Genomic DNA, 13,437 nt, shown 5'->3' with positions numbered 1-13,437 from the left:
CATTTGCTGACAGCTAGAAAGATAAATCTAATTATTATCTTTTATTCATTTCCTGAACTAATAACTTGTTGACCATTTGTGGATTTGCTTGCCCTTTTGTTGCTTTCATTAATTGCCCAACAAGGAAACCTATTGCTTTTTGTTTTCCGTTTTTAAAGTCTTCAATGGATTGAGGGTTATTATCTAACACTTCACCAATAATTTTCAGCAATGCACCTTCGTCGGAGATTTGCACTAGCCCCTTCTCTTTCACAATGGCCTCTGCATCGCCGCCGTTTTCAATCAGCTCTTTAAAAACTTGTTTCGCAATCTTACTGGAGATTGTCCCATTTCCAATCAGCTTAATCATGCCGGCAAGGTTTTCTGGAGTAAGCTTTACTTCAGCCAGCTCCTTTTGTTCGGCATTTAAATAAGCAGAGACATCGCCCATTACCCAGTTAGAAGCTAACTTTGGCTCGGCTCCATTTGCCACAGTACCTTCAAAGAAGTCAGCCATTTCCTTCGTAACAGTTAATACTTTTGCATCGTACTCAGGTAAGCCCCATTCTTCCATATAGCGCTTCTGTCTTGCATCTGGCAACTCTGGAATTTCCGCACGGATTCTTGCCTTCCAGTCTTCATCAATATATAAACCTGGTAAATCCGGCTCAGGGAAGTAGCGATAATCATCGGAACCTTCTTTTACACGCATTAACAATGTCGTACTTGTTGCTTCATCAAAGCGGCGTGTTTCCTGATTAATAACACCACCGGAAGAAACAACTTCTCTTTGACGTTGCTCTTCGTATTCTAATCCTTTGCGGACAAAGTTAAAGGAGTTTAAGTTTTTCAGCTCTGTCTTTGTTCCAAATTCCGCTTGTCCTACTGGACGAATGGAAATGTTGGCATCACAGCGCAAAGAACCTTCTTCCATTTTACAGTCAGATACACCAGTGTATTGAATGATGGATTTCAATTTTTCTAAATATGCGTATGCTTCATTTGGTGTACGAATATCTGGCTCAGAAACGATTTCAATTAATGGCGTTCCTTGACGGTTGAAGTCCACTAACGAATATCCTTTCTCATGATTCAATTTTCCAGCATCCTCTTCTAAATGAACCCGAGTAATGCCAATTCTTTTTTTATAGCCATCGACTTCAATTTCAATCCATCCATGTTCACCAATAGGCTTATCAAATTGAGAGATTTGGTAAGCTTTCGGATTGTCGGGATAAAAATAGTTTTTACGGTCAAATTTCGTTTCTGTAGCTATTTCACAATTTAATGCCATAGAAGCTTTCATGCCATATTCTACAGCCTTTTTATTTAAAACAGGCAGTACACCCGGATATCCTAAATCTACTACTGTTGTGTTTGTATTTGGTGCAGCGCCAAAATGGTTAGGACTTGCGGAAAATATTTTTGATTGTGTTTTTAACTCTACATGGACCTCTAGCCCAATGACTGTTTCAAATTCCATTTTTTTCACCCCTTACAGCGTTGGTTTTTGTTTATGATAGTCTGTAGCCTGTTCAAACGCATACGCTACTTTATAAACAGATGCTTCATCAAAGTGTTTTCCGATAATTTGTAAACCAAGCGGTAAACCGTTAGAGAATCCACAAGGAACAGAAATACCTGGAACTCCAGCAAGGTTCACTGGAATCGTTAAAATATCATTTGCATACATTGTTAAAGGATCATCTACCTTTTCTCCCAATTTAAAGGCAGGAGTCGGTGTAGTTGGACCAACAATTACATCATATTTTTCAAAAACATCTTCAAAGTCTTTTTTAATAAGAGTACGTACCTTTTGTGCTTTTTTGTAATAAGCGTCATAGTAGCCAGAGCTTAAAGCAAAAGTACCAAGCATAATTCTACGCTTCACTTCATCTCCAAACCCTTCAGCACGAGAACGCTTATATAGATCGATTAATGTTTCCGCATTATCTGTACGATATCCATAGCGAACTCCATCAAAACGAGATAGGTTTGCTGATGCTTCTGAAGAAGATAGTAAATAGTAAGTTGCCAAGGCATATTTACTATGTGGCAGGGATACTTCTTCCCATGTTGCCCCTAATTTTTCCAATACTTTCAAAGCATCTAGAACTGATTGGCGCACAACTTCGCTGACACCCTCTGCCAGGTACTCTTTCGGCACAGCTATTTTCATGCCCTTAATATCATCAGTAAGCCCCTTTGTAAAATCAGGAACCTCTACATTTGCCGACGTAGAATCCATTGGATCTACTCCAGAAATAGCATTAAGTAAGAAAGCATTATCTTCTACCGTACGTGTAATTGGGCCGATTTGATCCAATGAGGAGGCAAATGCTACTAAGCCAAAACGAGAAATTCTTCCATATGTAGGTTTTAAGCCGACCACTCCGCAAAATGCTGCTGGTTGACGAATAGAACCACCAGTATCTGATCCAAGAGAAAATAATACCTCACCAGCTGCTACAGATGCTGCCGATCCACCTGATGATCCACCAGGAACAGTCTCAAGATTCCAAGGGTTTTTCGTCTTTTGATAATAGGAATTCTCGGTTGAAGAACCCATAGCAAATTCATCCATATTAAGCTTTCCAATTGTTATTGCTCCTGCTGCTTGCAGCTTGTCGATCACAGTAGCATTATAAATCGGCTGGAAATTTTCTAAGATTCTGCTTGAACAGGTTGTTCTTAAATTCTTCGTAACAATATTATCTTTGATACCAATTGGCATTCCAAATAAGCTGCCCGAATATTCCCCGTTCACTAATTTACTATCTAATTCACTAGCTTTGGATAAAGCATTTTCTTCATCTAATGTTAAAAATGCTTGTACTTTCTCATCTACATCTTTTATGCGACTATACGATTCCTTCACTAAATCTGATACAGATATCTCTTTTTTATGTAATAGTTCTTGTAAATCTGTCATTTTTTGATCAAAAAGACTCATGTAGTTTCCCCTCCTTACTCCATAATAGATGGAACTTTAATTTGCCCATCTTGATGATCTGGTGCGTTACGTAAAACTTCCTCCACAGGCAGACCTTTTGTTGGTACATCTTCACGCAACACATTTTTCATATCTAAAACGTGGGAAGTTGGCTCGATTCCCTCTGTGTCTAGCTCATTTAGTTCTTCTGCAAAAGAAATAATAGCATCTAATTGCTTTTGAAAAAGCTCTGCTTCCTCTTCTGTTATTTCAAGTCTAGCAAGATTGGCAACATGTTTTACTTCTTCCTTTGTTATTCTTGACATTATGTATGTCACCTCCATCATTATACGTACAACACAATAATCTGATAATAGCAAACAAATCAATAGGAAAGCAACCGAAAGAAGGAATATATCTTGTCAGAAGGCGATTTCTACAAAAAATAATGTCTTTCCACTACCATAATTGAATTTCCATTAGCTATTCCATCTTTACATTTAAACAGTACCATTTCTCTTATTATACCATCTTGTCTAAGATGATTGTCCCTTCCTTTAGATACAAAAAAAGAAGAGTGGTTTTCTCTTCTTTTTTATGAAGTATTTTCCTCATCAGAGGTAAGGAGTGGCTCATACATCATTAATGCATGGTTTTCTGTAATATACTCTTCTTCCAATAATACTCCTCTCCTGTTATACTTTTTTCGGAAAATTTGGTTATGGCGGATATAACCTCCGAAATAAGCGGGGGTAATCTGATGTGCCTTTTCATATACATCATAATTGTATAAACTAGGCGATGCTCCTCTCCATTCTCCTATCAAATGAGAGTCCGTCACTTTCAGGCATAGTTGAAAAGGGGTATCTGTTTCATTCTTGATTTGCAGGTCTAAATAATTGTAGGAACAGGTTGCCCCACTTCCGAACGGCTGCGTCCTGTTAGAATCTGGAAAAACATCATAACTATGCCGATGTCTTTCCACTACGGTTAACGGCGTATGCAAGGTCATCCAATAAATAAGATTAGACAACTGACATAGTCCCCCGCCAACGCCCGTCCGATAACTTCCTGCAAAAAGAACCATGCCATCAACGTAACCTTTTTTATATGTCGGCCGTCCAATTGTTCTCCAATAGGAAAAGGTTTCTCCTGGTTCAAGTACAATCTGATTTATTTTGGAAACAGCGATTTTTAAATTAACAATTTTATTATATTGCAGCTTCATATCTACATCTTTTAGTTCTCTTAAAAGCATTGTTTTATGGGTAAAATAAGAATGGGGTAATAAAACGGTCTGTTTTTTCTTCGCATATCGTTTTCTTGCTAGTATCCATTGAACATATCTTTTGGTTGTATAATATTTCTTTCCGACATAAAGACGAAAGGCTGATCTTTTTTTTGGTCTTAACGCTGTGATATCCATGTACACTCTCCATTTTTTCCCTTTTTCTGTTTTATTTCGCTAATTACTTATAAACTCCTTCTTTTTCAGGCTATTCTCTGCAAATAGATAGGAAAAGGAAGCAAAATCCGCTACAATAGTTTATATTTAGAAGAAGACTAAAAAGCTAGGTGACCAAAAATGAATGAATTAGATGCATTAAAATTAGAAAATCAACTTTGTTTTCTTTTATATGCAAGTTCTCGTGAATTGACGAAAAAATATAAACCATTGTTGGAAGAACTCGATGTAACGTATCCACAGTACTTAGTACTTTTACTACTTTGGGAGCATAAAAGCCTTAGTGTAAAGGAAATGGGACATCATTTATATCTTGATTCGGGTACATTAACACCGATGCTAAAAAGAATGGAACAGCAACAGCTGCTAGAACGCAAACGTTCCCTTGAAGATGAACGCTCAGTACTAATTACATTAACGGAAAAAGGTGCTTCTTTACAACAAAAAGCTGAGTGTATTCCAACAGAGATCCTAAAACTTTTCGGAAAATCGAGCAAGGAAATCAATGATTTAAAGCAATCCCTTCAATTGCTTTTGGAAAATTTAACGAAACAACATAAGGAAATATAAAAAGAGAGAAGGAGGAATTTCAACTTCCTTCTTCTCTCTTTTACAAAAACATTAAGCTGTAACAACTTCTAATTGTACCTCGATATTACCTCTTGTTGCTTTTGAGTACGGGCAGAAATTATGAGCTTTGTGTACTAAATTCTCTAATACTGTCTTTTCAATTCCAGTTCCTTTTACAGATAACTTAACACTTAGTTTAAATCCTTGATCTGTTTCATCCTTTAATAAGCTGACACTAGCTGTTGTTTCAGATTCAAAATTAACTTTTTCTCTCTGTGCCATTAATTGTAGCGCACCATCAAAACATGCTGCATATCCTGCTGCAAATAATTGCTCTGGATTTGTTGCGTCTTCCAATTCCTTCGCTCTTTGTGTACCTGGCATAGCTGTATCAAATTGAATAACATAATCTTCAGATTCTACTCTTCCTTCTCTTCCTCCAGTTGCTGTAACAGACGTTGTAAGAATTGTATCGCTCATGATTCATTCCTCCAATATATATTTTCATTACAATTATATTGTACACAATATAATTGCACAAAACAAACATTTTTTACTTTCTTTCTTTTTTATTTACCTATTTCAAGAGAAGTAAACATGCCTGTAATGTTCATCCATAATAAAAAGCCCAAAAAGATTTTCTTTTTGGGCCATTCCCTTATTTGCTAAACCATTTTCCAATCGTCGTAAGCAATCCCTTTTTCTGATCTGCTTTTGAAGATTTCCCTGTAACTAAATCCGTTTTTTGCTCCCCGATATATATATCTTCTTTATTAATCGCATGATCATAAGCAATTAATAAACCAATATCACTGTCTGCCTCTTTGTTGGTTACAATCGTGTATTCCATATGTGCTTCGTTAGCTTCCTTGATATACTTCGATAAGTACGAATAGTCTAGATGACCATTTAAATATAGCTTCGCACCGGGATTCTGTTTCATTGCATCTAATATTTCCTTATAGGGGGCTGGTTCCATTACTTGTGATTGCTTTAATGCAATCACCACTCTTTCTCTTAGAGTACTGAGAAATTTTCTTCGTTCTTCTGGCTTTGTTTCCTTCGCCCCATACATCCCCTTTTGCATATATTCATCTAAGTTAGGGTTTGATGACATACTCACAACTCCTTTAAATAGATTCCTCTTTCCATACTATACTCTAATCTGCTAGTAAAAAACCTTGTACCTTTTTGAACTTTTTTTGTCATCATACAAAAAAAGGAGAGACAAGCATCATTCATTCCACTTTTTTAAGGGAAGCATGATGCTTAACACTCTCCATCATTATTGATAAATATGAATATACGGCTCTTCTGCATCTACATCACGAACAATTAATGCTTCTGGGCCATAAACAGATGTAATGCTAACCTGTACAGAAGAAGAATTATTTGGAGGGAAATGCTCCATCACCTTTCCTGCGACAAATTGTGTGAAGCCGAGCGCTTCTGCTTCTCCATAAAATTGAATCGGAATCTCGATACTTAAATTCTGCATTTTATCATTCACATAGAAAGCTCTTCCGACCACACCATTAAAGTTAGGAAAATATTTCTCGATATCTTGCTTGAAATAAGAAAATGCATCTACTTCTGATTTATATTTTGTATCAGAGCTTGGGAATAATACATATTTTTCATTAATACTTTCCCAATCACCAATACTATTACTATTTCCTGCTATCTTTGCGTAAGCGAAGAAGTTTCCAGGTACAACTGAAGAGCTTTCCTTTTGTTCAAAAAGAGAGATAATAATCGGAACCTGCCCAAGGCCTTCTACTCCTCTTATTCTTTTGACTACTTCTGCTGCAATTTTCTTTCCTTCTTTTTCAAGCTTTGTTCGATCAATTTTAAGCTCTTTGGCCGCTCCATTTTCTTCATAGGTGTATACAGAATTCATTGCTAAACCAATGGAAATCCCACCAAGCTTTAAGCTCTTATCATCCGTTTTCACCAAATAATCATGCTCCAGTATATGAGCTAAATAAACAGGTACTTTACCCTTATCCTTGCCAGATGGGTTTAGCCCATCAGGATTCTTTTCTGATTCTCTCCCTAGCCAGTTGGAAATTGTATCTTTATCTAAATACTGACCTTCTTGAAAAAAATATTCTTCAGGATCATAGGCATTTTGTGCGATTCTCATTAGGCCTGTTTCAAATTCAGCAATGTCATAACGTGTATTTAAATTATTTACAACTAATCCTCTTGCTTCTGAAGGCTTAAATGGGACCACTACCTTATAATAATCATCAGAGATTTTATAGTTCGGCAGAATAGCCGTTTCCGTCGTATTACTATCTACATCCTCTGTCTTTACTTTTTCTTCTTTATTAAAGTTTGGTGCACAAGCTGATAGAACCAATACTAGTACCAACACCATCATTACGTGTTTCTTCATTCGTTAAACACACCTTTATTCTTCAATTCTTCCATAAGTCTTTCCTCATCCCAAACTTCAATGCCTAGCTGTTCCGCTTTTGTTAGTTTGCTTCCTGCATCTTCCCCTGCAATTACTAAATCTGTTTTCTTTGAAACACTTCCTGTTATTTTACCACCTAATAATTCAATTTGTTCTTTTGCTTCATTACGAGAAAGCTGCTCGAGCTTTCCTGTTAATACAATTGTTTTGCCAGCAAAGGCTGAATCAGTCTCTTCCACTGCTACTGGTAATGGACCGGTATATTCCATATTAACGCCATACGTTTTAAGCTCGGTAATTAATTCGATTACTTCTTCTTGTTCGAAAAAAGTAACAATCGAATCAGCCATTTTTTCACCAATTTCGTTAATAGCTGTTAAATCCTCTTTAGCAGCTTCCATAAGCTGGTCCATTGTTTTAAATTCCATCGCAATTGTTTTGGCTGCCTTGGCTCCTACATGTCGAATTCCTAAACCAAATAATAGCCTTTCAAGGGAGTTTTGCTTTGATGCTTCAATTGCTTCTAATAAATTATGAACAGATTTTTCGCCCATTCTTTCTAATTGTATTAATTGGTCGAATTGTAAAGTGTATAAATCAGCCACATCTTCGATTAGTTTTTCGGAAAATAATTGGCTGATTACTCGCTCACCAAGTCCGTCTATATTCATTGCATTCCGAGAAACAAAATGAATCAAGCCTTCCCTAATTTGTGCTGGGCATTTTGGATTAATACATCGTAATGCCACTTCCCCTTCGATACGAACAAGTTCACTCTCGCATTCAGGACAATGAGTTGGCATCAGAAATTCTGCTTCTTCACCAGTTCTTTTTTCTACTAAAACATTTACTACTTCTGGAATAATGTCTCCAGCCTTTTTTATTACAACCATATCGCCAAGCTTAATATCTTTTTCTCTTATTAAGTCCTCATTATGCAAGGAAGCTCTTTTAACTGTTGTACCCGCAACCTTCACTGGTTCAAGTACTGCAGTAGGTGTAATCACACCTGTTCTCCCAACATTTAGTTCGATGCTTAGAAGCTTTGTCATTACTTCTTCAGCTGGAAACTTATACGCTATCGCCCATCTCGGACTTTTTACGGTTGTTCCAAGCTGTTCTTGATGTGCTAAATTGTCTACCTTTATCACAATACCATCTATTTCGTATGGCAAGTGAGGACGTTTTTCCTGCCAGCCTTCAATATATTGTAAAACATCCTCGATAGTTGCACATCTTTTTCTTTCTTTATTCGTCTTAAAGCCAAGCCTGTCTAATAAATCAAGGCCATCGCTATGGGATTGAATACCAGTCTGTCCAGCATCTCCAATCGCATAGAGAAAAATATCCAAGTTTCGAGAAGCCGCAATGCGAGGATCTAATTGGCGTAAGGAGCCTGCTGCAGCATTCCGTGGATTCGCAAATGGCTCTTCTCCATTTTCATCCTTCGCTTTATTCAGTGCCTCAAACGACTTTTTCGGCATAAATGCTTCACCGCGAACTTCTAAACTCACCGCCTGATTTAATCGGAGCGGAATAGAGCGAATTGTTTTGAGATTCGCTGTAATATCCTCTCCAGTGGTCCCATCTCCTCGTGTGGCTCCTTGCTCAAATAAACCATTCTCATATCGAAGAGAAACAGCAAGCCCATCTATCTTTAATTCACAAACATATGAAAAGTCATCACCGATAACTGCACGAACCTTCCGATCAAAATCACGTAAATCAGCTTCATTAAATGCGTTCCCTAAGCTCAGCATCGGCTTTTGATGCTGAACCTTTGAGAACATATCCAATACTTCTCCTCCGATTCTCTGGGATGGAGAATCATTAGTTTTTAAGCTGGGGAATTTTTCCTCCAACTGGATTAATTCATTTAATAATGCGTCATATTCCGAATCAGGAACAGAAGGATTATCCAGAACATAATATTCATATCCATATTGATTTAATAAATTATGCAGCTCTTTTACTCGCTTCTCTGCAAGGTTTTGTTCCATATATCCTTTTCCTTTCCTTATCCTTTTTGAATCGGTGCAAATTTAGCCAATAATCGTTTAATTCCTACTGGGCTCGGAAAAGCAATATCTAATTCTTTCGAATCGCCTTCGCCTTTTACACTTACAACTGTACCAGTGCCCCATTTTCCATGGACCGCTTTATCGCCTATGCTCCATCCGATTCCTTCACCACCTGTTGCAACTGCCGCAGGACGAATAACAGCCTTTCTCGTTGGCTGTTGTTGTGTATAAGAGCTTCGACTACTATTGTGAGGAGAAGCCATTCTTTGCCTATTTGAAACTGGATTTAATCCTTCTAGTAAATCTTCTGGAATTTCTTTTACAAAACGAGAAGGTGGATTCATATTGGTACGTCCAAATAATGTTCTCATCTGTGCATTTGTTAAATATAATTGCTTTTCAGCTCGCGTAATGCCTACATATGCAAGGCGACGCTCTTCCTCCATTTCCGTTTCTTCCATTAATGAACGGGAATGAGGGAATACACCTTCTTCCAGACCAATTAAGAAAACAATCGGGAATTCCAAACCTTTTGCAGAATGCAAGGTCATTAAGACAACCGAATCCGCTTGATTTCCGTCATCATCTAACTTATCAATATCAGCAACCAATGCTAAATCTGTTAAAAAGGCAATTAACGATTTATCATCATTAGCTTCCTCAAAGTTCTTCGATACGGACATAAATTCTTCAATGTTTTCTAATCTACTTTGAGCCTCAATCGACTTTTCTGCCTTTAGCATATCTACATAACCAGATTTATCAATAACTTCTTCGACAAGTTCTGTTACAGATAAATATTCCTGCATTCTTGTATAATTTTGAATCAAATCGCGGAATTCACTGGCAGCTTTTGTAATCTTTGGACTTAAACCAATTAATTCAACAGCTTCTAATGCTTGATACATAGACATATCATGCATTGCTGCGAAATTGGCAATCTTATCAACAGAACTAGAGCCAATTCCACGTTTTGGAACATTAATCACCCGTTGGAAACTAATATCATCATCCGGATTAGCGATTAAGCGAAGATAAGCAAGCGTATCCTTAATTTCCTTTCGATCATAGAACTTTATACCTCCAACAATCGAATATTCAATATTGGCTTTAAGAAGCATTTCCTCCATGACACGAGATTGTGCATTTGTTCGATACAGAATAGCTATATCTGATAAATTTAGAGAGCTTTCTCTTCTTAATTCCTGAATCTTTCCAATAACAAATTGTGCTTCCCCTTGTTCGCTATCCGCTCGGTAATAGTAAATTTTGCTTCCATCTTCATTTTCTGTCCATAAGTTTTTATCTTTACGACTAGAGTTATTAGCAATGACCTGGTTTGCAGCCTGTAGAATTCTTTTGGTGGAACGATAGTTTTGTTCCAGCATTACTACTTTTGCATTTGGATAATCCTTTTCAAAAGAAAGGATATTTGAAATATCTGCACCACGCCATGCATAAATAGACTGATCAGAATCACCAACTACACATAAATTGCGGAATCGACTTGCTAGAAGCTTGACTAGCATGTATTGCGATCTATTCGTATCCTGGTACTCATCCACATGAATATACTGAAATTTACGTTGATAGTATTCCAAAACTTCCGGTACTCTTTGAAATAAATTAATGGTCTGCATAATTAGATCATCGAAATCTAATGCTTGGTTCTTTCGTAAACGTCTTTGATATTCTGTATATACATCACTAACTATTTGTGAGAAGTAGTCGCCAGCAGTCTTCGCAAATTCCTCTGGAGTTACAAGTTCATTTTTAGAAGAACTAATACTTGCTAGAATAGCACGGGGATCATATTTCTTCGGATCGATATTACGGTCTTTTAAAATACCTTTAATAACGGATTGTTGATCAGTTGTATCCAAGATTGTAAAATTACGGTTGTATCCAATTCGATCAATATCTTTTCTTAAAATTCGTACACACATAGAGTGAAAAGTTGATATCCATATTTCTTCGCTTGCTCCGCCTAAAACAGCTGCTATCCTCTGACGCATTTCCTTCGCTGCTTTATTGGTAAACGTAATTGCTAAGATATTGTATGGATTGACTCCCTTTTCCACCATAAGATAAGCAATTCTTTGTGTTAAAACTCGGGTTTTACCACTTCCTGCCCCGGCCATTATTAAAAGAGGACCATCTGTTGCTTTTACTGCTTCCTTTTGCTCAGGATTTAATCCATTTAAAATTTTATCTGTTAAAAATTGCATCTTTTCACCACCATAAGAACATATATTCTATTTTAACCTAGCTTTATTGTTTATTCAATGCTTGCTCTTTTTCATTTCAACTGTGTTTAATGCGGCTGATAGGTCTTTATAAATAACGTTTCCGACTACAATGACATCAGCATATCTTCCCATTTCCTCTGCCTGTTCTACTGTCTCAATTCCTCCACCGTAAAACAGGACCGTCTCGTTCAATTGACTTTTAGCCGCTTTTACAAACGAAGGGTCTCCATAACTCCCGCTGTATTCCATATAAAAAATAGGCAAATGAAACATCTTCTCTGCCATTAAAGCATAGGCTGCAATATCTTCTTCTGATAAATTTGTTTTTGCACTCGTTAATTTCGCAGCTTTACAATCTTCGTTTAAAACACAATAGCCTTGAATGAGAAATTCATCCCAATCCATTAGTTCTCCGTATTCCTTCACTGCTTCATGATGAAGACCAGTTATCCATTTTGTATCACTGCTATTTAAAACAGTAGGAATAAAATATAAATCAAATCCGGGTGAAACCGAATCTATTGTTGACACTTCTAATATACAAGGAACTGTATAGCGACGGACACGAGCCATGAGATTCAATACATTATCTAACGTAATCCCATCTGTTCCACCAATGATGATTGCATCTGTACCAGATTCGCATAAACTTTCTAATGCTTCATCTGAAATTTCCTTATTTGGGTCTAATTTAAATACATGACGCCATTCGCGCACATCATACATGCAAACTTCCTCCATTCTAACCATTACATCATTTCATTATAGCATTAGATATTCCATCAAAAAAGAAATCCTACCGTATAATTTCTTGTAAATTTTTCTTAGTGACAAGAAAAGCGCAGGGCACCCGGTTAGGAGCGTGTGGAATGGAGTGACCTTTCCTGAGATATAGGAAACACGGTGAACGTCAGTGAACCGATGTTGACTTATCGTAGGGAAAGGGCGCGAAGCCAAGCAGCTCCTGGGTGCCCGAAGCTAGACAATTAGAAAAGCGCAGGCGCCTTGCTTACCGCTGTACAAACTGGAGGGGCATCGACTGAAATATAGGAAACACGGCGAACGTCAGTGAACCGATGTTGACTTATCGTAGGGAAAGGGCGCGAAGCCCAGCAGCTCCTGGGTGCCCGAAGCTAGACAATTAGAAAAGCGCAGGCGCCTTGCTTACCGCCGTACAAACTGGAGGGGCATCGACTGAGATATAGGAAACACGGCGAACGTCAGTGAACCGATGTTGACTTATCGTAGGGAGGTGTCCTGAAGTTTGCTAGGCGGTAGGCGCCGGAGCTAGACATTCAAGAAAAGCGCAGGGCACCCGGTTAGAATTTATAGTACTTTTACTATTGGACGAAATCGGCAAAGCAATTGTTTCATGATTCACAAAGCAAGTAAGAAAGTTTATTCTTTCAAAATAAAAAAGGGGTTGTCCGAAAAGAGAAAATCGTTAGACTTCATCTTTTTTGGGACACCCCTTTATCCTATTCTTCCGTTTCGGTCTGTTCGTCTTTCTTAATTCGTGATAATGCTAATTCATACGCGTCGTTACCATAATTTAAGCATCGTTTTACACGAGATATAGTTGCGGTACTTGCACCTGTTTCTTTTTCAATTGTATGATAAGTATTGCCCTCTCGAAGCATCCTTGCAACTTCTAACCGCTGCGACAGTGATTGAATTTCATTCACTGTGCATAAATCATCAAAAAACTGATAGCATTCTTCTAAACTCTCTAGGGAGAGAATGGACTCAAATAATTGATCCAACTCTCTTCCTCTTAATTTATCTATTTGCATAGGAAC

The 13,437-nt window shown here is 37.5% G+C and carries 12 protein-coding genes; 1 reads left to right on the top strand and 11 read right to left on the bottom strand.

Features of this window, described 5'->3' with window-relative positions; translation table 11 throughout:
• Positions 1 to 34 precede the first annotated feature (34 nt).
• The 4 genes from gatB to NSQ92_RS00190 all read right to left on the bottom strand — a co-directional run bounded on the left by gatB (position 35) and on the right by NSQ92_RS00190 (position 4,337).
• Positions 35 to 1,462, bottom strand: a complete 1,428-nt coding sequence (gene gatB, locus NSQ92_RS00205; RefSeq protein ID WP_047944996.1) for an Asp-tRNA(Asn)/Glu-tRNA(Gln) amidotransferase subunit GatB — start codon at positions 1,460 to 1,462, stop codon at positions 35 to 37.
• A 12-nt stretch (positions 1,463 to 1,474) separates the two neighbouring features.
• The gene (gene gatA, locus NSQ92_RS00200) at positions 1,475 to 2,932 is read right to left on the bottom strand and encodes an Asp-tRNA(Asn)/Glu-tRNA(Gln) amidotransferase subunit GatA (protein WP_341152217.1); all 1,458 of its coding nucleotides are present in this window, start codon (positions 2,930 to 2,932) and stop codon (positions 1,475 to 1,477) included.
• 14 nt (positions 2,933 to 2,946) lie between these two features.
• Positions 2,947 to 3,237 carry an Asp-tRNA(Asn)/Glu-tRNA(Gln) amidotransferase subunit GatC gene (gene gatC, locus NSQ92_RS00195; protein ID WP_047944998.1) on the bottom strand — a complete coding sequence of 97 codons (291 nt, stop codon included), beginning with the start codon at positions 3,235 to 3,237 and terminating at the stop codon, positions 2,947 to 2,949.
• 269 nt (positions 3,238 to 3,506) lie between these two features.
• Positions 3,507 to 4,337 (bottom strand): VanW family protein, encoded by an 831-nt coding sequence (locus NSQ92_RS00190; RefSeq protein ID WP_341152216.1) that lies wholly within the window; start codon positions 4,335 to 4,337, stop codon positions 3,507 to 3,509.
• Positions 4,338 to 4,496: 159 nt separating this feature from the next.
• Between NSQ92_RS00190 and NSQ92_RS00185 the strand changes: the two genes are divergently transcribed.
• The gene (locus NSQ92_RS00185; RefSeq protein ID WP_095259386.1) at positions 4,497 to 4,946 is read left to right on the top strand and encodes a MarR family winged helix-turn-helix transcriptional regulator; all 450 of its coding nucleotides are present in this window, start codon (positions 4,497 to 4,499) and stop codon (positions 4,944 to 4,946) included.
• 51 nt (positions 4,947 to 4,997) lie between these two features.
• Here NSQ92_RS00185 and NSQ92_RS00180 read toward each other — a convergent pair whose 3' ends face one another.
• From NSQ92_RS00180 to NSQ92_RS00150, 7 genes are all read right to left on the bottom strand, one after another.
• On the bottom strand, positions 4,998 to 5,426 hold the full coding sequence (locus NSQ92_RS00180) for an organic hydroperoxide resistance protein (protein WP_047945001.1): 429 nt from the start codon (positions 5,424 to 5,426) through the stop codon (positions 4,998 to 5,000).
• Between the two features lie 178 nt (positions 5,427 to 5,604).
• Positions 5,605 to 6,063, bottom strand: a complete 459-nt coding sequence (locus tag NSQ92_RS00175) for a YueI family protein (RefSeq protein WP_047945002.1) — start codon at positions 6,061 to 6,063, stop codon at positions 5,605 to 5,607.
• 168 nt (positions 6,064 to 6,231) lie between these two features.
• Positions 6,232 to 7,347 carry a CamS family sex pheromone protein gene (locus NSQ92_RS00170; RefSeq protein WP_047944696.1) on the bottom strand — a complete coding sequence of 372 codons (1,116 nt, stop codon included), beginning with the start codon at positions 7,345 to 7,347 and terminating at the stop codon, positions 6,232 to 6,234.
• On the bottom strand, positions 7,344 to 9,368 hold the full coding sequence (gene ligA / locus NSQ92_RS00165) for an NAD-dependent DNA ligase LigA (RefSeq protein ID WP_047944697.1): 2,025 nt from the start codon (positions 9,366 to 9,368) through the stop codon (positions 7,344 to 7,346). The genes NSQ92_RS00170 and ligA overlap by 4 nt, the downstream gene beginning before the upstream one ends.
• 17 nt (positions 9,369 to 9,385) lie before the next feature.
• Entirely contained in the window at positions 9,386 to 11,617 is a 2,232-nt protein-coding gene (gene pcrA / locus NSQ92_RS00160; protein ID WP_061801320.1) for a DNA helicase PcrA, read from the bottom strand.
• A gap of 54 nt (positions 11,618 to 11,671) precedes the next feature.
• Positions 11,672 to 12,364, bottom strand: coding sequence for a heptaprenylglyceryl phosphate synthase (locus NSQ92_RS00155; protein WP_047944699.1), 693 nt, complete (start codon positions 12,362 to 12,364; stop codon positions 11,672 to 11,674).
• A 752-nt stretch (positions 12,365 to 13,116) separates the two neighbouring features.
• Positions 13,117 to 13,431, bottom strand: coding sequence for a YerC/YecD family TrpR-related protein (locus NSQ92_RS00150; protein WP_047944701.1), 315 nt, complete (start codon positions 13,429 to 13,431; stop codon positions 13,117 to 13,119).
• Positions 13,432 to 13,437: the final 6 nt, after the last annotated feature.

Origin of the sequence: Niallia sp. FSL M8-0099, assembly GCF_038006945.1 — a bacterium.
Classification (GTDB): Bacteria; Bacillota; Bacilli; order Bacillales; family Cytobacillaceae; genus Niallia; species Niallia circulans.
Note: the sequence above shows the minus strand (reverse complement) of the source record. Positions and strands in the feature narration are given on the sequence as shown.

What these genes read in the sequence shown, in the direction of transcription:
- gatB (WP_047944996.1), bottom strand. Translation starts at nt 1,462, where the DNA reads ATGGAATTTGAAACAGTCATTGGGCTAGAGGTCCATGTAGAGTTAAAA.
- gatA (WP_341152217.1), bottom strand. Translation starts at nt 2,932, where the DNA reads ATGAGTCTTTTTGATCAAAAAATGACAGATTTACAAGAACTATTACAT.
- gatC (WP_047944998.1), bottom strand. Translation starts at nt 3,237, where the DNA reads ATGTCAAGAATAACAAAGGAAGAAGTAAAACATGTTGCCAATCTTGCT.
- NSQ92_RS00190 (WP_341152216.1), bottom strand. Translation starts at nt 4,337, where the DNA reads ATGGATATCACAGCGTTAAGACCAAAAAAAAGATCAGCCTTTCGTCTT.
- NSQ92_RS00185 (WP_095259386.1), top strand. Translation starts at nt 4,497, where the DNA reads ATGAATGAATTAGATGCATTAAAATTAGAAAATCAACTTTGTTTTCTT.
- NSQ92_RS00180 (WP_047945001.1), bottom strand. Translation starts at nt 5,426, where the DNA reads ATGAGCGATACAATTCTTACAACGTCTGTTACAGCAACTGGAGGAAGA.
- NSQ92_RS00175 (WP_047945002.1), bottom strand. Translation starts at nt 6,063, where the DNA reads ATGTCATCAAACCCTAACTTAGATGAATATATGCAAAAGGGGATGTAT.
- NSQ92_RS00170 (WP_047944696.1), bottom strand. Translation starts at nt 7,347, where the DNA reads ATGAAGAAACACGTAATGATGGTGTTGGTACTAGTATTGGTTCTATCA.
- ligA (WP_047944697.1), bottom strand. Translation starts at nt 9,368, where the DNA reads ATGGAACAAAACCTTGCAGAGAAGCGAGTAAAAGAGCTGCATAATTTA.
- pcrA (WP_061801320.1), bottom strand. Translation starts at nt 11,617, where the DNA reads ATGCAATTTTTAACAGATAAAATTTTAAATGGATTAAATCCTGAGCAA.
- NSQ92_RS00155 (WP_047944699.1), bottom strand. Translation starts at nt 12,364, where the DNA reads ATGTATGATGTGCGCGAATGGCGTCATGTATTTAAATTAGACCCAAAT.
- NSQ92_RS00150 (WP_047944701.1), bottom strand. Translation starts at nt 13,431, where the DNA reads ATGCAAATAGATAAATTAAGAGGAAGAGAGTTGGATCAATTATTTGAG.